This is a genomic window from Rhodoferax sp. P1_F3, from assembly GCF_056405715.1.
Genome location: NZ_JBFUBO010000009.1, coordinates 174780 through 195223, shown reverse-complemented (window position 1 = coordinate 195223; position 20444 = coordinate 174780). Strand labels below are relative to the sequence as shown.

Here is a 20444-nt window from a genome sequence, read left to right as displayed (position 1 = left end):
CGGTGCCCGGTGACGCCGCTTTCAAGCCAGCTCAGACTGAATATGAATCTCGCCGCTCAACAGCTTGTGGATCGGGCAGTTGTTGGCAATCTCCAGCAGGCGCTGGCGGTCCGCTTCGGCAACGTCACCTTCAATGAAGATGCGCCGCTGCATCTGGTAGCGCACCACGCCCTGCGCATTCTTGTCTTCCACATGGTCGACGGTCACGCGCAAGTCGGTGACCGGCATTTGGCGGCGGCGAATGTAGAGCTCCAACGTCAAGGTGGTGCAGGCCGCCAGGGCCGAGTCCAGCAAATCGTGCGGGCCCGGCGCCCTGTCATCCGAACCCAAGGCTTTGTCCACATCGGCATTCCAGACATGGCGCCCGTTGCTCAGGGTGGTGAGTGCGCCGTTGGCACGGTGGAGTTTGGCTTCTATGGTCATAACTACCTGCCTTAGCCGAACGACGCCACCGGGATTGGCAGGGCACCATCCAAGTACAGCTCGTATTCGTCCCACTCGCCGGCGCCAAAGTTCTCATCGCATTGCAGCGCCGTGTCCTCAAAGGAGGTGAACTCGGTGCAAAACATCAAGGTGCTGAACACCCGGCTGAAGGGGCGGCCTGCGTCATCGCGCAAGTCGCCATCGGGTTTCATCACGATCTGACAGCAATGCACCCAGACATACTCGCCCGCCAAGGCAAGCTCCACCTGCCGCGCACTGATCGCGTCTTCGGCCTCTGAGGGATCGGCCGGGGGCCGGGTCAGGCGATAGGTGCGGCCATGGCGGGGATGGTGGGGGTCCAGCTCCAGGTCGATGGTCTGCCAGTCGGGCGAGATCTGGTCAGCCACCTCCATCAGCTCCTGCTGGGTGATGTCCCCCTCCCAGTGCACGTCGGTGATGTGGATGGAAGTGCCAACGTCTCCAAACCAGAGGCTGGCCTTGTGTTTCATGGTGTCAGGGTGCATATGCGTAGGCTCCAAAGTACGTGGGCAGACTGTACCGCCCTTCAAACCCTACGGGTATTTGCACAGCACGCTGGCGCTGCTTCTGGCCCAGCCCCTGAGCGCGCTGGCTACCGAACCGGACTGGAGCCTGGGCTTTTACGGCGGCCAGTACCATGATGCCGAGCCCGCGGGCGCCATTGCCGGCCGCGCCAACTACCTCAACCAGTACCTGCTGGCCGTCACCGGCAGCAAGACGCTGTGGCGCTCCAGCACCTTGCCGCTATCGATTGAGTTGGACGGCATGCTGGGCCAGCAGTGGGGCCAGGCCAGCCTGACCGAGGTGGCGGTGGCCCCGGCTGTGCGCTGGAGCGGCTTTCCGTGGCGCGACACGTTGCGCACCGACCTGCGGCTGGCACCGCTGGGTATTTCGTACACCAGCAGCGTGAGCCCACTAGAACTGGGCGCCAATGGCCAAGGCAGCCGCACGTTGAACTACTTGTTTGTAGAGGTGGCGTTCTCGCGGCCGCAGGCACCGTCCGACGAATTCTTTGTGCGCCTGCACCACCGCTGCGCCATCTACGACTTGCTCAACAGCTATGGCGCCAACGGTGAAGATTTTTTGACTGTCGGCTACCGCGTCCGGTTTTGACCGCTCAGTGAAAATCGCGGCTGGTGGTGATCAGCTCGCCCAGCATGGGCGTCAGGTCCACCAGGCGCTTGGCGACCACGTGGCGCACCTGGCCGCCGCTCTCGTCGTCGCGCTGCCAGATGCCGTACACCGCCATGAGCCGGGCGCGGTACAGCGTGTCGCGGAACTGCTCGCGCACGCTTTTCCACACGATCACATTCACGCTGCCGGTTTCATCCTCCAGCGTCACAAACACCACGCCCTTGGACGTTTGCGGCTGCTGGCGCGCGGTGACGATGCCGCAGGCGCGCACCAGCCGGCCAGTGGGGTAATCGCGCATCTGCGCGGCGGTCAGCAGCTTCATGTTTGATAGCGGCTCGCGCAGCAGTAGCAAGGGGTGAGAGCGCAAAGTAAGCCCCACGGCGGCGTAGTCAAAGGTCACCTCTTCGCCCTCGCCCGCTGCGGGCAGCGCCAAATCGTCTTCGTCTATCGGCACCCCCTGTAGCAGCGCAGGTGCAGGCAGCAGCGCCGACGCATCCCACACCTGCTGGCGGCGGTGGCCGCTGAGCGACTGCAGCGCATCGGCACTGGCCAGGGCCTTGAGGTCGCCTGCGTCGAGCTGGCAGCGCAGCGCCAGGTCTTGGGTGCTGGTGAAAGGCGCCAACTGACGTTGTGCGGTGATGCGCTCTGCCACCGCCTTCGTGAACCCACTGACCAAGCGCAGGCCCAAGCGAACGTCATCACCCTCTAGCGTGCAATCCCAGTCGCTGTGCGCCACATCCACAGCGCGCACCGTCACCCCGTGGCGCTGCGCGTCCTGCACCAGCTGCGCCGGGCCGTAGAAACCCAGCGGCTGGCTGTTGAGCAGGGCCGCCAGAAAACAGGCCGGCTCGTGCCACTTGAGGTAGCTGCTGATGTAGACCAGCAGCGCAAAGCTGGCCGCGTGGCTCTCTGGAAAGCCGTATTCACCAAAGCCCTCCATCTGCTTGAAGATGGCCTCGGCAAAGTCCGGCGGGTAGCCGCGCTCCACCATGCCGCCCACCAGCCGGTCGTGGTACTGGCTCACATTGCCGTTGCGCTTCCATGCGGCCATGGAGCGGCGCAGCGCATCGGCCTCGCCCGGGGTGAAGCCAGCAGCCAGCACGGCGATCTGCATCACCTGCTCCTGGAAGATCGGTATGCCGTGCGTGCGGTGCAAGGCTTTCTCCAAGGCGGGATAGGGTGACTTGGCAGCTTCGGGGTCTTTGCGCGCCTTCAGATACGGATGCACCATGCCGCCCTGGATCGGCCCGGGCCGCACGATGGCCACCTCCACCACCAGGTCGTAGTACTTGCGTGGCCGCAGGCGCGGCAGCATGCTCATTTGCGCGCGGCTCTCGATCTGGAACACGCCCACCGTGTCGGCCGCACAGATCATGTCGTAGGTGGCCACATCGTCGCGCGGAATGTCCTGCATGCGCAGCGGTGTGGCCAGGCCACGCCGCTGCGTCACCATCTCCAGGCAGCGGCGGATGGCGCTGAGCATGCCCAGGGCCAGCACGTCCACTTTCATCAGGCCCACCGCACTCAGGTCGTCCTTGTCCCACTGGATGATGGAGCGGTTTTTCATGGCCGCGTTTTCCACCGGCACCAGGCGCGTGAGCGGGCCTTGCGTCAACACAAAGCCGCCCACGTGCTGGCTCAGGTGGCGCGGAAATCTTTGCAGCTCGGTACTCAACTCCAGCCACAGCTGCAGTCGCCTTTCAGAAGGAAAATTGCCTCCAGCCCCCGTGTATTGTGCGCCACCAGCTACTTTTTTCATAGCATCTTGCAGACGCCCGGCCAGGATCTCGCGGCTGTACATGCCCGGGTGCTCCTTGCCCAGCGCGGTGATCAGGTCCTCGGGGATCTCCAGCGCGTGGCCCACATCGCGCAGTGCGCTGCGCGGGCGGTAGTGGATCACCGTGGCCGCAATGGCGGCGCGCTCGCGGCCGTATTTGGCGTAGATGTACTGGATCACCTCTTCGCGCCGCTGGTGCTCAAAGTCCACGTCAATGTCGGGCGGCTCATTGCGTTCGCGGCTGATAAAGCGCTCGAACAGCAGCGAGGTCTCCAGCGGATTCGCCTCAGTGATGTGCAGGCAGTAGCAGACCACCGAGTTGGCCGCTGAACCACGCCCCTGGCACAGGATGTGGACGCTGCGCGCAAAGCGCACGATGTCGTGCACGGTGAGGAAGTACATCTCAAAGCGCAGCTCGGCAATCAGCGCCAGCTCCTTCTCCACACGCTCTCGGATGTCCTCGGGCACACCCTCGGGATAGCGTTCCTGCGCGCCCTCCTCCACATACTGGCGCAGAGTCTGCGCCGCCGTTTGACCCGGCAGCACGGCCTCCAGCGGGTAGTGGTAGGCCAACTCGTTCAGACTGAAGTGGCAGCGCTGCGCCACGGTCAGCGTGTTGGCCAGCCACTCCGGTGGGAACAGCGCCCCCAGCCGCGCACGCGACCGCAGATGTGCCTCCGCATTGGCCAGCAGCGCAAAGCCGCAGGCCGACACCGGCTGGCCCAGGCGCACAGCGGTCAACACATCGTGCAGCGGCTTGCGCGAACGCACATGCATGCGCACCCCGCCCGTGGCCAGCACCGGCAGGCCGCTGAGCGCCGCAATCTGCTGCACGCGCAGGCGCTGCGTGGCATCGTCCGCCACCAGCCCCACGCTGGCCGCCAGCCAGCAATGCATGCCAAATAGGCACCCAGCCCGCATGGACATTGCGCAAGCAGCTTCTGTTTTGATAGCAGATGGAAAGGCCAGCAGCACCTCGCAGTCCGCCAGCAGGGCCCACGGCGACTCGGCCCAGGTGGTGCGGTACTCGCCCTTGGGTGCGGCCATGCGGGCCTGGGTGATGAACTCACACAGGTTGCCCCAGCCCAACAGCGAGTGCGGCAGGGCCACCAGCGTGAAGTGCCCACCGTCCGCCAGCGCCACCGAAAACTCGGCGCCCGGCAGCAACTGCAGGCCTAGCTCTTTGGCCTTGGTATGTGCACGCACCACGCCGGCCACCGAGCATTCGTCGGTGATGGCCAGCGCGCGGTAGCCCAGCGCGTGGGCGCGCTCCACCAGCTCTTCGGGCTGCGAGGCACCGCGCTGGAAGCTGAAGTTGCTGATGCAGTGCAGCTCGGCATACGCCAGCGCACTGCGGTCAGGAGGTGGGGCGGAGGCCATAAATACTGTTTAAATAAACAGTATACAGAGCCCTCCGCGTTTTCGCTGGCCGTTTTCGTTGGCTTTAGAGCGCCTTGGGGTGGAAGTAGGGGTCGCCCTGCACCGCAGTCAGCGGCAGCACCAGGGTTTTGAGCGGTTCCATGGGCGGCGGGCCATCGTGGGGTTCGTCCTCGTCATCCGGGTCGGCCGAGCGCGGGCGCGGTTTGCCGGGCAGCAACACGGGCGATACGCAGACGTTGCGGATCTCGTCCACCAGTGCTTTGGGCAACGCATCGCGGATGCCAAAACGCTGGCCGTCCACCCGCAGCTGCTCGTCCTGGATCTTGGCCACCAGGTTCAGCGGCGGGCGGGCCTGCTGGGTGTTGAAGCCAATGCGCACCATGCCGTTGTCAGTGGGCAGCTGGTACTGGGTGACGCGCAGCTGCAGCGGCTTGCCGCGTGCGTCCATCTCCACATGGCCGATGTAGAAGTAGCGCGCGGCCGCACGCTCCATGGGCGCAAGCTTGTAGCTCTCGGCCCAGCTGTGGTTGTCATCGCCAAACAGGGGGCGCAGCGTGCGCGGGGGCTCGGCCGTGGTGGACACGCCAAACACGGGTGCGTTGGCCTCGCCCAGCGTGTAGCCGTGGAAGTCAAACACCACGTCTTTGCCCTCGGTAGGTTTGGAGAACGCGGGGAAGTTCGTCTTCTGCGGCAGCCGCACCTCCTGGATCTGCACGCCCGCGTCCTTGCCCGGCAGGGCCTTCCAGCGGCCGGCCACCATCATGTCCAGCGAGCCGCCCATGAAGCGAAAGCAAAAGGTGTTGTCGTCCAGCAGCATGAGCTGGCTTTTTGCATCCACTGAACTCTGGGTGTAGCCGCCGAGGTAGGCGCGCTCGGCCGGGGTGAGCGCGTGGGCGCCCCCGTGCAGCACCAGCAGCAGCCCGAGCAGGCAGGCACTTGCGGGTCGTTTCATCATAGTTTTCTCCCTCTTATTGAGCACGCACTATAGGCCACGCCATACCCCTTTTGCCTACGCAGGAAAGGCTTGCGCGCCCTGCGCCGTGGAATAATGCGTGATGCATTTGTTCAAGCTTCCGGCCATTCCCGTGTCCCCCGCGCTGCACGCCGAAATCGAGGCATTGCTGGGCCCGCACGAGTCTCTGTCCGGGTTTGTGCAAAGCGCCATAGAAGAGAGCCTGGCGCGCCGCCGCCAGCAACAGGTCATCGACCACGCGCAAGCCGCGCTGGCCGTGGCCGCCCTGCCCCTGAGCGTGCTGGTGGTGGACGATGACGACTTCAGCCACACGCTGCTGCGCGAGGTGCTGGCCAGCCTGGGCGTGCACGCCGTGCTCAGCGCCATGGATGGCCGCCGCGGCGCCCAGGTGCTGGACCAGATGCAGCGCGCCCCCGACTTTGTGATTTGCGACATGCTGATGCCCGACACCGATGGCATCGACTTTTTGGGCCAACTGGCCAAGCGCCAGTACCAGGGCGGGGTCATTCTGCTCAGTGGGGAAGACAGCCTGATGCTATCCATCGCCGCCGAGGTGGCCGTGTCCGACGGCCTGAAGGTGCTGGGCTCGTTCTCCAAGCCCCTGCGCCGCCAGGACCTGGCCGACCTCATGGGCCTGGCCCACGAGGCCTGAGCGCCTGACTCAGCCTAGGCTGGCGAACCGCGCCAGCGTTTGACGGCCTGCACAATGGCCGGGCCGTACATGATCATGGCCAGTGCGCCCCCAATCAGCGGCAATGCCAGAAACACCCAACCCGTGAGCAGCTCTTTGCCGATCAGCACGCCCACCAGCAGCGCCACCGCGGGGTTCACAAACGAGTAACTGCCCGCCACCGCGGCCGTGGTGTTTTGCAGCAACCACAGGTAGGCGTTCAGCGCCACCAGCGTGCCAAACACCAGCAGGTACCACCAGGCCAGCCAGCCCTCATGCGTCACGTTGCTGAGCGCCCCCTGCGGTTCGATCAACGACGCAGCCACCACGCCCATGAGCCCGCCAGCCAGCCATTCGGTGGCGGAGGCCATGGCCGGACCCGGCAGGTCCAGCTTGCGGGATGCATACGAGCCCACGCTCCAGCACAGCGGCGCGCCAAAGGCCGCCAGCGCGCCCAGCCAGCTGGCCGAGAAATCGCCCTCCAGCGCGAGCAGCAGCGCACCGGCCACCCCCAACACCAGGCCCACCCAACTCGTCACGGGCACGCGCTCGCCACCCAGGCGGGTCCACAGCGCCAGCCACATAGGCATGGTGGTGATGACGGTGGCCATCAGGCCCGAGCCAATGCCCTGCTTTTGCGCAAACACCACCAGGTTCATGGCCATGAAGGCCATCAGCCCGCCTACCAACGCGGCATTGCGCCACTGGCGCCAGCTGGGCAGCTTCTCGCCGCGCCACAGGGCCCAAGCCAGCATGATCACGCCAGCCAATGTGAAGCGTGTGGCGTTCATCCACAGCGGGGGGAAGCTGTGCACCGCAATACCGATGGCAAAGTAGGTGGTGCCCCAGACGATGTAGACCAGCCACAGCGCCACCATGAGGCGCCAAAAAGGAGACAAACGCCAGCCTTGCTGAATATTGAGTGTCGAAATCATGAATAGTCCGTAAAATTTACGGCAACAAGCGCCGATAGGCGTGATATTACTAAAAAATCCGCCCAATGCAAGCAATTATTCAGACAGATGCCATCGACGCCAAAATTCTTACGGCCCTGGGGGAAGATGGCCGACGTTCTTACGCCGAGGTGGGGGCCGAGGTGGGCCTGTCCACCGCCGCCGTGCATGAACGTGTGAAAAAGATGCTGGAGCGTGGTGTGATCCGCCGCTTCTCCATCAGCGTGGACCCGCTCACCGTGGGGCTGAACTTCACCGCCTTTGTGGCGATTCGCAACGACGGCGGCGCGCACTGTCGTGACATTTCGGCGCGCCTGCGCGCGGTAGATGCCGTGCAGGAGCTGCACAGCGTGGCCGGGGAATACGATTTGCTGGCCAAGGTGCGCACGGCGCATGCGCGCGACCTGGAAGCCGTGCTGCTGCAAATCAAGGCCATTCCTGGCATAACGCGCACCACCAGCACCGTGGTGCTGAACACCGAGTTTGAAGACCAGCCCCTGCGCTTGGGCGAAGGCTAGGCAGTCAGGCCAGCCACTGGCGCATGTCCAGCGTGCCGCGCTGGCCCACGGCGCCAGCATGGTCCGCCAGCCACTGCTGGCCGCGCTGCAGGCCTTGGTCGTGCAGCAGGTTCAAAAAGGGCGCGTGCGCCAGCATCTTGGTCTCACTGCGCTGCAGGCTCTCCAGGTTGCTGGAGTCAATCATGTGAAACCGCACGCTTTGCAGGCGCTGCTCCAGCGGGCCCTGGTGCTGAGTGACGTGGACCGCGTCCTGGGTGCGGGCAAACATCTGCATCTCGCGCATGAAGTGGGCCTTGAAGCCCAGCTCTTCCATGCGCGCCTCGATCTCGTCCTTGGTGTGCGGTGTGCCCTGGTGCTTCAGCGGCGCCAACAGCACTAGCAGCACATCGCCCGCCGCGCAGTCGTAAAACAGCGGAAATACTGCAGGGTTGGCCGCAAAACCGCCGTCCCAGTAGGGCTCGCCGTCGATCTCCACCGTGTGATGGATCTTGGGCAGGCAGGCCGAGGCCAGCAGCATATCCACCGTCAGCTCATGCTCGCGGAACAGGCGCAGCTTGCCGGTGTTGACCTGGGTGGCGCCCACAAACAGCTTGAACGGGCTCTCGGCGCGCAGGCGCTCAAAGTCGACCTGGCGCTTGAGCAGGCTGCGCAACGGGTTGATGGCCAGCGGGTTCAGCTCGGTGGGCGAAAAAAAGCCCGCCCACTGCGCCAGCATCTTGCTAGCAGGTGACAGGCTGATGGCATCGCCCCCGCCCGTCGTCAGCATGCCCCAGGGCAGCTGTTGGCTTACCTCGGTCCAGAACTGAGCCAGAGCTTCGCGCGCACCCTCACGCCCACCGGTCATCCAGCCCTGCGCCATCACCACCGCATTCATGGCGCCGGCACTGCTGCCACTGATGCCCTCAAACTGCATGCGCGGGTCTTGCAGCAGCGCGTCCAGCACGCCCCAGGTGAAGGCGCCATGCGCACCACCGCCTTGCAGGGCCAGGTTCAGCCGGGCAGGGGTAGCGGACCTCGTGTTGAGCCGCGTGCGCCACAGCCGCTTGAAGAGGCCGCCGCCAGCCAAAGGCAAGAGGCGCCGGGCGGAGAGAGGGAGATCGATCACAGAAGGTCCTTTCGGTGCACAAGAGGACATGCAACTGCGATCCAGTATAGGGTTTTCCCTAGTTTGCCGGATTGGGCCGGGTCTGGCGGAATTTCTGCTCCAGCTCGTGGCGCAGCTGCTTGCGCAACTGGGCGGCCTCAAAGCGGCGCACCTCGTCGGGCGTCTCGGGCTGCAGCGCGGGCACAGGCGCGGCCTTGCCGTGGTCGTCCACCGCCACCATGGTGAAGAAGCAGCTGTTCACATGGCGCACTTCCTGAGAGCGGATGTTTTCGGCAATCACCTTGATACCGATCTCCATGGACGACTTGCCGGTGTAGTTGACGCTGGCCAGAAAGGTGACCAGCTCGCCCACATGGATGGCCTGCAGGAACAGCACCCGGTCCACACTGAGCGTGACCACATAGCGCGAGGCGTAGCGGCTGGCGCAGGCGTAGGCCACCTGGTCCAGCAGCTTGAGGATGGCGCCGCCGTGCACATTGCCGGAGAAGTTGGCCATGTCGGGAGACATCAGCACGGTCATGCTGAGTTGGTGGGTGGGGAGGTTCATGGTGCAGTGCGGCAAAAAATGGAAGAAACAGGTAATTGTTCACACAAACCTGGGGAGCCGATCCAATCGGACTAGTGCGAAGCAGCTGGCAACGCCCGACAATACATTTAGTTACAAACCGAATGCCTGCACAGACCCTGCCATGAAAAAAACTTCCGCTATTTTCGCCGCCTTTGCTCTGGGTCTGTTGTCCTTTGGTGTGCAAGCCGCCAATTCATTGACATTCCAGGGGGTCACTTTTGCGTCCCGCGCCATCGATGCCGACACGCTGGAGTTCTCCATCCTCAATGCCACCCACGCCACCGGCAACTGGGCGGGCGCTAGCTTTCTCAAGAGCTTTGAAATCAAGGAACTGGGTTCGAACGAAGTTACCGGTGCCACCATCGTCAGTGGTCCCGCTGGTTTTGTACCGGATGTGACGCATGGTGGCGTGACAGGCAGCAGCCTGGGTTGCAGTAGCAACGGCAATACCAAAGGCGCATGCTTTTCCAGCGGCGCGCCTTTGGCACTAACCGACAGCCTGGTGTGGCGGATTGACTTCACTGCCAATGGCGCGCTGAGCCTGACTGCCCCCCACATCAAAGTCCAGTTCCTGGACAACGTGGGCGACAAGAAAAAAATGGGCGACCTGCTGTCCATGACCCTGCCCGTCACGGCCGTGCCTGAACCAGAAACCTACGCCATGCTGCTGGCTGGCCTGGGTCTGATGGGCTTCATCGCCCGCCGCCGCGCCGCCTGAGCCCTTCCGCGCTCGCATACCCAAGGCCCCGCTGGGGCCTTTTTCATGGCCACGCCACACGGGTGTACCCTTGCGCCAGGGTGAGGGACTTACATGAAGATTCGGTGCTATCTGCTGCTGGTGAGCGCGGCCTGCGTGCCTTGGGCCGTGTGGGCCGATGCGCAGCCGCCAGAGGTGGGCGCACTCTGGGTCAACCTGGGCGGCTTCTCCAGCCACATGGACCGCAACAAGGGCTACAACGAGGACAACGTGGGCCTGGGCGTGGAGTACCGGCTGCAGCCCGACATGGCGCTGATGGCCGGCGCCTTCAACAACAGCATTCGCCAGACCACCAGCTACGCCGCCGTCAGCTGGCTGCCGCTGTCGCTGGGTGGCTGGAAACTGGGCGCTGTGGCCGGTGTGATGAATGGCTACCCGGGCATTTCCCATGGCGGTGCCTTTCTGGCCGCGCTGCCCATGGCCAGCTATGAGGGCAAGCGCTTTGGCGTGAACCTGGGGCTGATCCCCACCATCGACAAGGTGGACGGGGCCGTGGTCATCCAGCTCAAGTTGCGGGTACGTTAGCCCACTCAGGCAAACAGCCCGTGCAGGTACCAGGCCTGCGCCCCCATACGTTCGCGAAACACCCACACCAGCCCGGCCTGCGGGCTGCGCGCCACAAAGTAGTCGCGCAGCGCGGGTTCGCCCTCCAGCCAGCCGGTCTCCAGCCGCTGCGGTCCGGCCAGCAGGGTGAGCGGCCCTTGGTACTGCGGACACTGCTGGCGCACCGCCAGGCGCTGCGGCGTGGGCAGCAGCCAGGTGGGGTACAGCGCGGCGGCCTCGTTCAGCAGCTGAGTGTCATTTAGGCCTCTAGCCCCCGTATTCATTGCGCCAGCAGCTCCTGATTTAGGAGCATCCTTATTCACGTGCGGCGCCTGCCAGGGCACCCAGCGCTGCATATGTTCAGGCCGGTGGTCGGCCAGCGGTTGGGCGCAGAGCACCTGGTCAGCCCCCAGCCGCGCGCCCAGGCGCTCCAGTGTCTGGTGCAGGCTATCGCCCTTGCGCAGGTCGTCGGGCAGCAGGCTGTGGCTTTCACCGGCCAGCGGCTGCGTTTGCAGGCTGCGCAGGCCCAGGTAGAGCACGGGCGCGGGCAGGGTGACGCGGGCCAATTGCTCGCCCAGCAGGCGCTGCAGGTGGGCCATGTCTTGCGTGGCCTTTGCGGTGCGCAGCTCCAGCCGACCCTGCTGGCCACCCGTGTGGTGGGCATCTACATGGCGGGTGTTGGCGCGGCGCGCGTCCAGGTCCCACCGCAGCTCCAGCGCCAGCACGCCGCGCTGGCGCGCGCGCAGCCACACCAGCAGCTGGGCCAGCAGGCGGCGTGCACCAAACAGAAGTGCGGGGGCAGACTCCACGCTGGCAGCCAACTCCAGCGGGGCGTCAAACACCTCGGGCAGCGTGCGCCAGGGGTAGACCTCGGGCCGCTGGCCATAGGCGCGGTCCAGTGAGTCCACCAGCCCGGCGCCAAAGCGGCGCACCAGCCCGCCGCGCGGCAGCGCGCGCAGCTGGCCCCAGGTGCGCACACCCAGGCGCGCCAGCGTGGGCAGGTGTGGCCGCGTGGTGGCCAGGGTGTACACCGGCAGGGCATCTGGGACGGCCTGCGTTTTACTCCACAGCCGCGCCATTGCTACCAAAGATGTAGCGCCTTGCGCAGTTTCTACGGGGGCTAGAGGCTCATTTGGCATTAAAAATTGCTGCAACAGCGCCGGGCGGCCACCAAACAGCCGCTCGCTGCCCGAGACCTCCAGCACCAGCGTGTCTTCCACCTGCGCCACCAGCGGCGTGAAGCGCAGCGCCCACCAGGCCAGCGCGGTCAGCGGATCGACCAGCGCTGCCACATCGGGGTCGGCCGCGACCTCTGACACGGGTTCAGGCTGCAGCCGCAAGGCGATCCAGTGCATGGCCTACCTCCTCCATCACCGCTAGCCCTTGCGCAGGTCGCTGACTGGCCGCCAGCCACACGGCCAGGCGCGCTGGGCGGGCCTGCAAATGCAGGGGCTGCGCCAGCGGCGGGCCACGGCGTTTGAGGATGTGTACGGCCAGCAGGTCACCCTCTTGCGCCTGCGGAGCCAGCTGCAGGCGCAAGAGCGCGGGCGAGGCATCGGCCTGCGCCTGCGGCGCACGCATGACGAACAGCAGCTTGTGGTGCTCGGCCGCGGCCATTTGCAGGCGGCGCAGCTGGTCGCCGCGGGCCTGCGGCAGCCAAGCCAGCACCGCGTCTACCTCGGCACAGCGCAGCGCCTGCTCGGCCGCCCAGAGCCGGGCGGTGGCGGCCTGCGCCGTGACCCACACCAGCCGCGCCACCGCCAGCCCCTGCGCCGCCAGCGCGGGCACAAACGGCGGCTGCGGCGCCCCCACCAGCACCACCGGGCCCTGCCCGCTGCGCGCCAGCGCGGGCAGCAGCAGCCGCCATTCGCTGTGCACCCCGGCGGGCTGCAGCAGCTCGATCAACGCGCCCACGGGCCAGCCGCCGCCGGGCAGCTGCGCGTCCAGCCGCGCATCGCCCGTGGGCTGCACCGCCTGCGGCGCCGAGGCCAGGGCGTGCGCGTGCCAGACATCGGCGTGGATGCCTTGCAGATCCGGCGATTCGGAGGGGGAAATGCGCGCAGCGCTAGCCATGGCAAGGGGTGTAACAGGTAACTGTATTTATAACCAGTATATGGAAAACGCCCCTGCTATCAAAATCGAGAACAGCCCTGTCACAAACCATGCGGCTTCCCCGTCTAATGACTTTATGGAAGACACCCACCACACCTTCAAGCGCCTGCGCCCTCGCCTGAAAGGCATTGCCTACCGCATGCTCGGCTCCACGGCCGAGGCCGACGAGGTGGTGCAGGACGCCTGGCTGCGCTGGCACGAAGCGGCACCCGCCGCCATCGACAACGCCGAGGCCTGGCTGGTCACCGTGACCACGCGCATTGCCATTGACCGCCTGCGCGCCGCCAAGGTGGAGCGTGAGCACTATGTGGGCACCTGGTTGCCCGAACCCCTGCTGTCCGAAGCACCCGCCACGCCTGAACAGATGCTGGAGCGTGCCGACGATGTGTCCATGGCGTTTTTGAGCCTGCTGGAGCGCCTGGCGCCCGAGGCACGTGCGGCCTATCTGATGCGCGAAGTGTTTGACGCCGGCTACGACGAAGTCGCGCAGACCCTGGGCAAGACCGAAGCCGCCTGCCGCCAACTGGTGCACCGCGCCAAGGCCCAGCTGCGCGAAGAGCGGCCGCGCTATGTGGTGCCGCGCGAAACCCATTTGCGCCTGCTGCGCAACTTTGCCGAGGCGTCGTCACGCGGCGACTTTGTGGCGTTGAAATCGCTGCTGGCCGAACAGGCCGAGCTGATTGGCGACGGCGGTGGCAAGGTGCCCAGTTTTGGTCGCACGCTGCTGGGCGGCACGCGCATTGCGCAGCTCTACCTGGCCACCAGCCTGCGCAACGGCAGCGCACTGCGCGTGGAGCTGGCCAGTATCAATGGGACGTGGGGCCTACTGCGTTTCATCGATGGTGTGCTGGAGTCGGCGCAATCGTTCGAGACCGATGGCGAGCGGATTGTGCGCATTCATGTGCAACGCAACCCCGACAAGCTGGCGCAACTGGCGGCCACCTGGCAGCAGAGAACATCGCAACCGGCACACTGATGGCGATGGGTCTGTCACAAACCGCCTGTGGCAGCCGTCTTCAGGGTATGTGCACCTCAATGTCGAGTCACTGAACCCTGAAAGACCACCATGAACCAAGCCCGACTCCCCTGGACCCAACTGGCTCCCAAACCCTACCAGGCCATGGCCGGCGTGAGCGCCGCTACCGCGGCCTCCACGCTGGGCCAGCCCCTGATTGAACTGGTGCAGACCCGTGTGTCCCAAATCAACGGCTGCGCCTTTTGCCTGGACATGCATGTGCGTGATTTGCGCAAGTATGGCGAGACCTGGCAACGCATCAACAGCCTGCCCACCTGGCGCGAAACCAGCTTCTACACCCCGCGTGAACGGGCGGCGCTGCAATGGGCCGAAACCATGACCCGGCTGGCCGATACGCATGGTGACCACGACACTGCCTTTGCAGGTTTGAACGGCCACTTCACCGAACAGGAAATGGTGGAGCTGACATGGACAGTCGCGCAAATCAACGCATGGAACCGCATGGCCGTGGGCATGCGCCAACCGGCCGCCGAACAGGCTCTGGAATAAGTGCATGTGCCCCCCCCGCCCCMCGGGCGGCCGCCCACACCCGCTTTTGCAAAAGCGCCTATCCACGCATAATCTAGGTTGTTTTCTATAAAAACAAAGACATTGGATACCCAATCAAAAGTGCGTTGGAAGGACCCCGTTCATGGACGACATTCGCATGGGTGGCAACCGCAGATTCGCTCGTTGGCGCCGCACCATTCTGTTGGGCAGCTTGATTTCCCTTGCAGGCCTTTGTGACGCTCAATCTGTCCTGAGAATTTCCCGCATTGAAAATGTCCCGGACCAGCAGGTCGGTGCCGAGATTCTTACCGTTATCTACAGCAAGCTGGGCATCCAGCTTCAGTTCGTGGACGGGCCTGCCAAGCGCTCACTGGTGGAGTCAAGTGAAGGCCGCCTTGATGGTGAGATTCAGCGTGTGCTTGATGTACAGAACGAATACCCCACTCTGCTTCCCGTTCCGGTGTCCATCAACTACATCGAACCCACGGCTTTCACCAAACGCGTCAGCTTTGCTGTGACCGGATGGGACTCGCTTCGCCCCTACAAGATCGGCATCGTGCGAGGCGTGGGTTCGTCAGAACGGGGCACCGCTGGAATGCCACAGGTGGAGCCGACGACCAACATGGAACAGATGATGCTTATGCTCAATGCGGACCGCACCGACGTGGCCGTCAATGATCTGTTCAGCGGCATGCTGATCTTGCGCAGGCTGGGGCTTCAAGAAATCCATCCCCTATCCCCCGCGCTGCAACACGTTGATCTAAATCACTTCCTCAACGAACGCCATCGTGCCATCGTGCCGCGGGTCGAGGCAGTCATTCGACAAATGAAGTCGAGCGGTGAATTGGCCAGTGTGCGTAAAAGAATAGTCGACCGTTTGCTGAGTGATACCCCCAAATAGCCCGCAATTTTCTCCAATTTGTTGGTGATGCACCTTAGTCGCCACCACGGTTGGCATAGTGCTGTTTCATCTTGCCAACCAGCAGCCCCCCATCGGTATCCAAATTGGTTTGCGCAGTTTCCCCACTCCCGAACAGCAAGCCCAGAATATTGGCGTCACGCACTTCGGCTATGTGGGTGAAAAGCAATTCCACGCGTTGGTCTTTGTAGTGCTGGTACGTGTTGTTCTGGTAAGAGTTGCCCAAGGGCAGTTGCCAGAGGAAAAAGGGCTTGCCTACTGCCAGCGAAACGTCCTTCACCCACTGTAGAAAGGTGGTCATCTTGGCCACATCCCAGTCGTGACCAGACTGGCCCTGCACCAAGCGGTACCAGTCCGCGTCACGGTCACTGGGGTCTGCCACCAGAAAGTCGCCCTGCCCCGCCCCTATGGCATTCATGAAGTTCGCCCAGGAAATAGCGTCGCCCGCACTGGTGTAGTTCCAGGGAGATACATGCAAGCCCACTGTGGCATTGGGCGCATAGACGCGCACCATGTGGATCATGCATTTGACATAACCGGCGGCGTCATTGGTGTATCCGGCACCGCAGTCCGTGGGATTGCTGAGCGCCACCTTGGCAGGCACCGCACTGGGCAGGCTTGTTGTTTGCGCGGCTTTGGCCTTCAGGTAACCAAACAGGTCGGGTTCAATGTGCAACATGGCTTGATCGTTCCCGATCTTCTGCAACAAGAATCGCCAGTCATCAAAGTAGTTGGTCAAAAACGTCTGGTCGTCCAGCGCGGCCGTTTCTGCGATGCCCTCGGTAAGTCCCGACGCCGGCAGCACCATGTAGTAGGTGAAGAACGGAATCTGCGGGCGGGTTACGCCGTTCCAGATGCGCGCCTTGGCACTACCAACAAAGCGCCCGGCATACAAACCTCGCGTTGTGCTGGTCTCCTGCCAGGCAACCCATCCTTTGCAATCACTGAAAGGGGACGTGCCGTTCAAACAATTGGCATGGTTATAAGCAGCACCCCAGACACCTGAATTGAAGTACTGGTATTGCATGTCGAAGGGGGCTGCGTTTCCAGCACTTCCGGAGAATCCAATCATCACCTTGGTGTGCCCCAAGAAAGGGGTACTCAGCGCAGAGTTGGTTGGTGTGGTGCTCACGCTGAAGTCCATGGTGGTGGTGCCACCTCCCGACGAACCACCACCGCCTCCGCAACCCGCCAGGATCAAGCCCAATAGAAATATGCCAACGCGCATGCCGCCCCCAAAATGCCGTGAAAAAACGAGATGTCAATACAAGGCCCGTATTCACGCATAAACGGCAAATTTAATATATTCCTATTACATATAGATACGGTGCAAGTAACGGATCCGATGGCCCGCGACATCACCTACGCCGCGCTGTTGGCTTTGTCATACCGCCTCATTAACATGGTCGAGGTGTCGATGCTGGACATGAACTGTGCCGCCGCTGGTGCTTTCTCAAAGCTCGCCATGGAGGCATCGGCATCCGCGGCAGATAGCCAGTGCACGATCACCAGCCATTCGCCACTCTCGCCCGCTGCGCTCTCACGTGAGACGAATCCAGGCTGTCTAGATACATGCTGTGCCTCGACCTCATGGTCAACTAGCCTGAACTCTGCTGCCGTGACGCCGCCCCTGAGCTTGAAGGTCACGACTTCAATGACCTGGCCTGAAGGTGCTGCGACATCGGCATCACCAGGCTTCGAGATATTCATGAAATCGTCCTTCTGCGAGTTCAGAACTTGCCGTTCGCGTTCTTCCATTCCGAACGCGCTGGAATGGTTTCGATCGTGTCCCAATGCTCCGCAATCTTGCCATCCTGCACGCGGAACAGGTCGTAGAAGCTGCTCGGTTTTCCGGCAAAGCTCCCCTCACTGGCCACCAGCACAAAGTTGCCCTCGCCGAGCACGCGGTGGATGCGGTCGTACTTCATGGTGACGCCCGCCTTGGCCATTGCCTGCAGCGCTTGGCCGAGACCGGACAGGCCGTCCCCGATTTGTGGGTTGTGCTGTACGTAGTGGTCGCCATCGTAATAGCCAGCAAGCTTGTCCATGCGGCCGTTGACGAGAATGTCTTCAACGAAGGACTTCACGAGTGCCTTGTTCGCACTGGTCTTCTCCAGATCGGTGGACTGTACCGGTCCGTCAACCATGGTGTGGCCACTTGGGTTGGCCTTGGCAGGTGTTTCCTGCAAATTGTCCCAATGCTCAACGATCTTGCCGTCCTCGAAACGGAAGATGTCGAAGCCGATCTTGGGGCCGAAGAAGTTGTATTCGGTATGGGCGAAAACCAAGTCACCATCCTGAAACACGCGCACGGTATTTGCTTTGGCAGAACCCTTGGGCAAGGCTTGCAGCAGCGCCCCGAAGCCGGCAAGGCCGTCCGCGGCGGACAGGTTGTGCTGGATGTACTTGTTGGGGTTGATCACTGCCACGGGCGCGGCATCGCCGGTTTCGATGGCCTTAAGCAGGGCGACAACTTGCTGTTTTTGTACGGACATAGGTTCTTTCTCTTTGGATGTGTGAAGGGATGGGTTGCCTGTGCAGGCTGCGAGACCGGTGATGGCCAATGCGGCCATGGACAAACGCAATGATCGAACGATAGTCATGGTGAAATTTCAGCAAATAATTGTTGAGGGCGCTGACTGCGGTTTGATGTCTTGGCGCTTTACAGAGAGAATTTTGTTCTTGGCCTTCATAATCGGAAAGATTGAATTGCCTCAAACAGTGGTCAAAACTGGGATTTTTACGATTTCCGCCATAAACGCCTGCAGCATGAAAGCGACCGCATCCAGCATCCCCGAGATTCATTTCAACAACCCCCGACTGGCCCATGTGGGTGTAGAGGCGATGACGCTGCAAGAACTCAGACAACGCGCAAGCGCCAGCATGCTTGCGGCCCCTCAGCGTGTCGATTTCCATCACCTTCTCTTTGTTCAGGAGGGCCGTTCGCGGCACATGGTCGACTTCGTTGAACACCCATTGCAGCCTGGCTCGATGCTTCTGGTGCGGGCAGGCCAAGTGCAGCAATGGCATTTGGTCGATGAACTGCAAGGACAACTCACCCTGATCTCAGCGGAGGCCCTGGTTTCTGCGACGAGCACGCCGGTCATCGACAAGGAATTGCTCGCTCTGGACCAATGGCCCAGTGCCTCAACTCCGGATCAAGGGCACTTCATTGAAGCTACAGCAGACAGCCGCAGGCTGAGGGCTGACATAGACCGCTTCGAGGGAAGCCCGATCGATGCGGCCATCATTCGGCACGAAGTTTTGATCCTGCTTTTGCGGCTTGCCCGCGTGTTGCGCGGCGATGCAGGAACGCCCGAAGTGGCCCAGGAAGGAAAGATTTATCACCTGTTTTGCCAGGAATTGGAGGCGCGCTTCAAGACGCGCCCCAGCGTGCTGGATTTGGCCAAACGGATCGGATTTTCAGAAAGCACCTTGTCGCGTGCTTGTGTGGCGACCACCGGGCGCACTGCCAAAGAGGCTATCGATCAACGTATTGCATTGGAGGCGAAGCGGCTACTGGTTCACAGCAAGGCAAGCGTCGCAGAGATCGGGCATGCGTTGGGATTCTCCGAATCCACCAATTTCGTCAAGTTCTTCAGACGCAACGCATTGACCACGCCAGTGGCGTTTCGCGCCGGCCATCGCCCTTGATAGCCCTGCATGTCCGCTACTGGTCAAGCGCGATAGGTTAGAAACCTCAGCTTGGAGCCTCAAGCAGCCTAACGCACCTCTCACACAGTCACAACATGCTGGCCGATCTCCGGCCACTTCCGTCGGATAAACACCCAAGCCCCCAGACCCAGGCACATCATCAACACCGATGACGCAGCCAGCGCCACGGTGGAGTGCATCACCAAGGGCGATATGACGCCGGCCACGATGCCGTTGGCGGTGGACCCCACAAACATCTGCAGGCTGGACGCCATGCCGCGCCGCTCGGGGTGCAGGTCCAGCACCAGCAGGGTGACCACGGGCACCATCATGGCCCAGCCAAACGCGAAGATGCCGATGGGGAACAAGGCCCAGCTCACATGCGCCTTGAACAGCAGGTTGGCCACCAGGTTGATGACGCCGATCAACAACATGATGAGGAAGCCATTGCGGATCTGCCGCTTCGGGCTGACCTTGCCGGCCACGCGGCCGCTGACAAAAGCGCCGCCCATGATGCCGCTGATGGTGAGGATGAAGAACCAGAAGAATTGCTGCGGCTGCAGGCCCAAGTGATCACCCAGAAACACGGGCGCGCTGAGCACGTACAAAAACATGCCGTTGAACGGAATGCCGCTGGCCAGCGCTAGCAGCACAAAGCGCGGGTCCGACCCCAGCTTCCAGTACCCCGCCATCAGGTTCTTGATGTGGAAGTGCTGGCGCTGCGTGGCGTGCAGGGTCTCGGGCAGCAGGAAGAAGTTGGCCACCCACAGGAACACGCCTACACCGGTCAAGAACCAGAAGATGCCGTGCCAGCTGGCATGCACCAGCAGCCAGCCGCCCACCATGGGCGCGATAGCAGGCGCCACGCCAAAAAAGATGGTGACCTGGCTCATGACCTTCTGCGCCTGCGAGGGCGGGTACACATCGCGGATGACCGCGCGCGACACCACAATGCCCGCGCCGGTGGACAGGCCCTGCATGGCACGGAAGAAGATGAGCTGCCCAATGCTTTGCGCCATCGCGCAACCGATGGACGCGATGGTGAACGCGGCCAGCCCCCACAGCACCACGGGCCGACGTCCAAAGCTGTCAGAAAACGACCCGTGGAACAGCGCCATGAAGGCGAAGCCAAACAGGTAGGCCGACAGCGTTTGCTGCATCTGCACCGGCGTGGCGCCCAGCGACTGGCTGATGCCGGAAAACGCCGGGATGTAGGTGTCGATAGAGAAAGGACCCAGCATGCCCAAGAGGGCCAGCAGGATGGAGAACGCCCATTGCGGGGCGCGCCAGAGTTTGAGGGCTTCGGGGTTCATGAAGGGTCGCAAATTGGGCCAAAAAAGCAGCATACTCCGCAAAGTTGGAAATCCGCCGAACCCACCACCACGAAATGAATG

Annotated in this window: 21 protein-coding genes and 1 pseudogene; 9 read left to right on the top strand and 13 right to left on the bottom strand. The window is 62.9% G+C overall.

Annotation, left to right across the window (positions count from 1 at the left end; genetic code table 11):
• Window positions 1–21: 21 nt before the first annotated feature.
• Together AC1DZ5_RS16125 and AC1DZ5_RS16120 are read right to left on the bottom strand one after the other, a co-directional pair.
• Complete coding sequence (locus AC1DZ5_RS16125; protein ID WP_477890825.1) at window positions 22–423, bottom strand: OsmC family protein; 402 nt, start codon at window positions 421–423, stop codon at window positions 22–24.
• 11 nt (window positions 424–434) lie between these two features.
• On the bottom strand, window positions 435–932 hold the full coding sequence (locus tag AC1DZ5_RS16120) for a hypothetical protein (RefSeq protein WP_477890823.1): 498 nt from the start codon (window positions 930–932) through the stop codon (window positions 435–437).
• Between the two features lie 73 nt (window positions 933–1005).
• Here AC1DZ5_RS16120 and AC1DZ5_RS16115 point away from each other — a divergent pair, with 73 nt between their 5' ends.
• A complete protein-coding gene (locus AC1DZ5_RS16115; RefSeq protein WP_477890821.1) occupies window positions 1006–1575 on the top strand; it encodes a hypothetical protein in 570 nt (189 codons plus the stop codon).
• A 4-nt stretch (window positions 1576–1579) separates the two neighbouring features.
• Here the strand turns inward: AC1DZ5_RS16115 and AC1DZ5_RS16110 are convergent, their stop codons facing one another.
• Together AC1DZ5_RS16110 and AC1DZ5_RS16105 are read right to left on the bottom strand one after the other, a co-directional pair.
• Window positions 1580–4753: an error-prone DNA polymerase gene (locus AC1DZ5_RS16110; protein ID WP_477890819.1), complete on the bottom strand. Its 3174-nt coding sequence runs from the start codon at window positions 4751–4753 to the stop codon at window positions 1580–1582.
• 64 nt (window positions 4754–4817) lie between these two features.
• Window positions 4818–5708 carry a hypothetical protein gene (locus AC1DZ5_RS16105; protein WP_477890817.1) on the bottom strand — a complete coding sequence of 297 codons (891 nt, stop codon included), beginning with the start codon at window positions 5706–5708 and terminating at the stop codon, window positions 4818–4820.
• A 100-nt stretch (window positions 5709–5808) separates the two neighbouring features.
• Here AC1DZ5_RS16105 and AC1DZ5_RS16100 point away from each other — a divergent pair, with 100 nt between their 5' ends.
• Entirely contained in the window at window positions 5809–6378 is a 570-nt protein-coding gene (locus AC1DZ5_RS16100) for a YlcI/YnfO family protein (RefSeq protein WP_477890815.1), read from the top strand.
• A gap of 14 nt (window positions 6379–6392) precedes the next feature.
• Here AC1DZ5_RS16100 and AC1DZ5_RS16095 read toward each other — a convergent pair whose 3' ends face one another.
• Window positions 6393–7331, bottom strand: a complete 939-nt coding sequence (locus AC1DZ5_RS16095) for an EamA family transporter (RefSeq protein ID WP_477890813.1) — start codon at window positions 7329–7331, stop codon at window positions 6393–6395.
• 65 nt (window positions 7332–7396) lie between these two features.
• Between AC1DZ5_RS16095 and AC1DZ5_RS16090 the strand changes: the two genes are divergently transcribed.
• On the top strand, window positions 7397–7867 hold the full coding sequence (locus AC1DZ5_RS16090; RefSeq protein WP_477890812.1) for an Lrp/AsnC family transcriptional regulator: 471 nt from the start codon (window positions 7397–7399) through the stop codon (window positions 7865–7867).
• 4 nt (window positions 7868–7871) lie between these two features.
• Here the strand turns inward: AC1DZ5_RS16090 and AC1DZ5_RS16085 are convergent, their stop codons facing one another.
• Complete coding sequence (locus AC1DZ5_RS16085) at window positions 7872–8906, bottom strand: patatin-like phospholipase family protein (protein ID WP_477890871.1); 1035 nt, start codon at window positions 8904–8906, stop codon at window positions 7872–7874.
• 124 nt (window positions 8907–9030) lie between these two features.
• Entirely contained in the window at window positions 9031–9519 is a 489-nt protein-coding gene (locus AC1DZ5_RS16080) for an acyl-CoA thioesterase (RefSeq protein ID WP_477890811.1), read from the bottom strand.
• 649 nt (window positions 9520–10168) lie between these two features.
• Here AC1DZ5_RS16080 and AC1DZ5_RS16075 point away from each other — a divergent pair.
• A pseudogene (locus AC1DZ5_RS16075) lies at window positions 10169–10258 on the top strand (FxDxF family PEP-CTERM protein); the annotation flags it as partial.
• Between the two features lie 93 nt (window positions 10259–10351).
• Window positions 10352–10822 (top strand): hypothetical protein, encoded by a 471-nt coding sequence (locus tag AC1DZ5_RS16070; RefSeq protein ID WP_477890810.1) that lies wholly within the window; start codon window positions 10352–10354, stop codon window positions 10820–10822.
• Window positions 10823–10827: 5 nt separating this feature from the next.
• Here AC1DZ5_RS16070 and AC1DZ5_RS16065 read toward each other — a convergent pair whose 3' ends face one another.
• On the bottom strand, window positions 10828–12195 hold the full coding sequence (locus AC1DZ5_RS16065; RefSeq protein ID WP_477890808.1) for a Y-family DNA polymerase: 1368 nt from the start codon (window positions 12193–12195) through the stop codon (window positions 10828–10830).
• Window positions 12164–12913 (bottom strand): translesion DNA synthesis-associated protein ImuA, encoded by a 750-nt coding sequence (imuA, locus tag AC1DZ5_RS16060; RefSeq protein WP_477890806.1) that lies wholly within the window; start codon window positions 12911–12913, stop codon window positions 12164–12166. The genes AC1DZ5_RS16065 and imuA overlap by 32 nt, the downstream gene beginning before the upstream one ends.
• 115 nt (window positions 12914–13028) lie before the next feature.
• Here imuA and AC1DZ5_RS16055 point away from each other — a divergent pair, with 115 nt between their 5' ends.
• The 3 genes from AC1DZ5_RS16055 (at window position 13029) to AC1DZ5_RS16045 (ending at window position 15378) form a co-directional block, all read left to right on the top strand.
• Window positions 13029–13928: an RNA polymerase sigma-70 factor gene (locus tag AC1DZ5_RS16055; RefSeq protein WP_477890805.1), complete on the top strand. Its 900-nt coding sequence runs from the start codon at window positions 13029–13031 to the stop codon at window positions 13926–13928.
• A 90-nt stretch (window positions 13929–14018) separates the two neighbouring features.
• The gene (locus AC1DZ5_RS16050) at window positions 14019–14477 is read left to right on the top strand and encodes a carboxymuconolactone decarboxylase family protein (protein WP_477890804.1); all 459 of its coding nucleotides are present in this window, start codon (window positions 14019–14021) and stop codon (window positions 14475–14477) included.
• Between the two features lie 142 nt (window positions 14478–14619).
• On the top strand, window positions 14620–15378 hold the full coding sequence (locus AC1DZ5_RS16045; protein WP_477890802.1) for a substrate-binding periplasmic protein: 759 nt from the start codon (window positions 14620–14622) through the stop codon (window positions 15376–15378).
• Window positions 15379–15412: 34 nt separating this feature from the next.
• On the opposite strand, the gene AC1DZ5_RS16040 is transcribed toward AC1DZ5_RS16045, so the two are convergent.
• The 3 genes from AC1DZ5_RS16040 to AC1DZ5_RS16030 all read right to left on the bottom strand — a co-directional run bounded on the left by AC1DZ5_RS16040 (window position 15413) and on the right by AC1DZ5_RS16030 (window position 17969).
• Window positions 15413–16624 carry a hypothetical protein gene (locus AC1DZ5_RS16040; protein ID WP_477890800.1) on the bottom strand — a complete coding sequence of 404 codons (1212 nt, stop codon included), beginning with the start codon at window positions 16622–16624 and terminating at the stop codon, window positions 15413–15415.
• Between the two features lie 134 nt (window positions 16625–16758).
• Window positions 16759–17154 carry a hypothetical protein gene (locus AC1DZ5_RS16035; protein ID WP_477890798.1) on the bottom strand — a complete coding sequence of 132 codons (396 nt, stop codon included), beginning with the start codon at window positions 17152–17154 and terminating at the stop codon, window positions 16759–16761.
• Window positions 17127–17969, bottom strand: a complete 843-nt coding sequence (locus AC1DZ5_RS16030; RefSeq protein ID WP_477890796.1) for a nuclear transport factor 2 family protein — start codon at window positions 17967–17969, stop codon at window positions 17127–17129. The genes AC1DZ5_RS16035 and AC1DZ5_RS16030 overlap by 28 nt, the downstream gene beginning before the upstream one ends.
• Between AC1DZ5_RS16030 and AC1DZ5_RS16025 the strand changes: the two genes are divergently transcribed.
• Window positions 17968–19050 carry a helix-turn-helix domain-containing protein gene (locus AC1DZ5_RS16025; protein ID WP_477890794.1) on the top strand — a complete coding sequence of 361 codons (1083 nt, stop codon included), beginning with the start codon at window positions 17968–17970 and terminating at the stop codon, window positions 19048–19050. The genes AC1DZ5_RS16030 and AC1DZ5_RS16025 overlap by 2 nt on opposite strands.
• Window positions 19051–19130: 80 nt before the next feature.
• On the opposite strand, the gene AC1DZ5_RS16020 is transcribed toward AC1DZ5_RS16025, so the two are convergent.
• A complete protein-coding gene (locus AC1DZ5_RS16020; RefSeq protein WP_477890792.1) occupies window positions 19131–20363 on the bottom strand; it encodes a multidrug effflux MFS transporter in 1233 nt (410 codons plus the stop codon).
• Window positions 20364–20444: the final 81 nt, after the last annotated feature.

Excerpts from the sequence above, each read along its gene's own strand:
- AC1DZ5_RS16125 (WP_477890825.1), bottom strand. The coding sequence starts at position 423 with ATGACCATAGAAGCCAAACTCCACCGTGCCAACGGCGCACTCACCACC.
- AC1DZ5_RS16120 (WP_477890823.1), bottom strand. The coding sequence starts at position 932 with ATGAAACACAAGGCCAGCCTCTGGTTTGGAGACGTTGGCACTTCCATC.
- AC1DZ5_RS16110 (WP_477890819.1), bottom strand. The coding sequence starts at position 4,753 with ATGGCCTCCGCCCCACCTCCTGACCGCAGTGCGCTGGCGTATGCCGAG.
- AC1DZ5_RS16105 (WP_477890817.1), bottom strand. The coding sequence starts at position 5,708 with ATGATGAAACGACCCGCAAGTGCCTGCCTGCTCGGGCTGCTGCTGGTG.
- AC1DZ5_RS16100 (WP_477890815.1), top strand. The coding sequence starts at position 5,809 with ATGCATTTGTTCAAGCTTCCGGCCATTCCCGTGTCCCCCGCGCTGCAC.
- AC1DZ5_RS16095 (WP_477890813.1), bottom strand. The coding sequence starts at position 7,331 with ATGATTTCGACACTCAATATTCAGCAAGGCTGGCGTTTGTCTCCTTTT.
- AC1DZ5_RS16090 (WP_477890812.1), top strand. The coding sequence starts at position 7,397 with ATGCAAGCAATTATTCAGACAGATGCCATCGACGCCAAAATTCTTACG.
- AC1DZ5_RS16080 (WP_477890811.1), bottom strand. The coding sequence starts at position 9,519 with ATGAACCTCCCCACCCACCAACTCAGCATGACCGTGCTGATGTCTCCC.
- AC1DZ5_RS16070 (WP_477890810.1), top strand. The coding sequence starts at position 10,352 with ATGAAGATTCGGTGCTATCTGCTGCTGGTGAGCGCGGCCTGCGTGCCT.
- AC1DZ5_RS16065 (WP_477890808.1), bottom strand. The coding sequence starts at position 12,195 with ATGCACTGGATCGCCTTGCGGCTGCAGCCTGAACCCGTGTCAGAGGTC.
- imuA (WP_477890806.1), bottom strand. The coding sequence starts at position 12,913 with ATGGCTAGCGCTGCGCGCATTTCCCCCTCCGAATCGCCGGATCTGCAA.
- AC1DZ5_RS16055 (WP_477890805.1), top strand. The coding sequence starts at position 13,029 with ATGGAAGACACCCACCACACCTTCAAGCGCCTGCGCCCTCGCCTGAAA.
- AC1DZ5_RS16050 (WP_477890804.1), top strand. The coding sequence starts at position 14,019 with ATGAACCAAGCCCGACTCCCCTGGACCCAACTGGCTCCCAAACCCTAC.
- AC1DZ5_RS16045 (WP_477890802.1), top strand. The coding sequence starts at position 14,620 with ATGGACGACATTCGCATGGGTGGCAACCGCAGATTCGCTCGTTGGCGC.
- AC1DZ5_RS16040 (WP_477890800.1), bottom strand. The coding sequence starts at position 16,624 with ATGCGCGTTGGCATATTTCTATTGGGCTTGATCCTGGCGGGTTGCGGA.
- AC1DZ5_RS16035 (WP_477890798.1), bottom strand. The coding sequence starts at position 17,154 with ATGGAAGAACGCGAACGGCAAGTTCTGAACTCGCAGAAGGACGATTTC.
- AC1DZ5_RS16025 (WP_477890794.1), top strand. The coding sequence starts at position 17,968 with ATGGACAAACGCAATGATCGAACGATAGTCATGGTGAAATTTCAGCAA.
- AC1DZ5_RS16030 (WP_477890796.1), bottom strand. The coding sequence starts at position 17,969 with ATGGCCGCATTGGCCATCACCGGTCTCGCAGCCTGCACAGGCAACCCA.
- AC1DZ5_RS16020 (WP_477890792.1), bottom strand. The coding sequence starts at position 20,363 with ATGAACCCCGAAGCCCTCAAACTCTGGCGCGCCCCGCAATGGGCGTTC.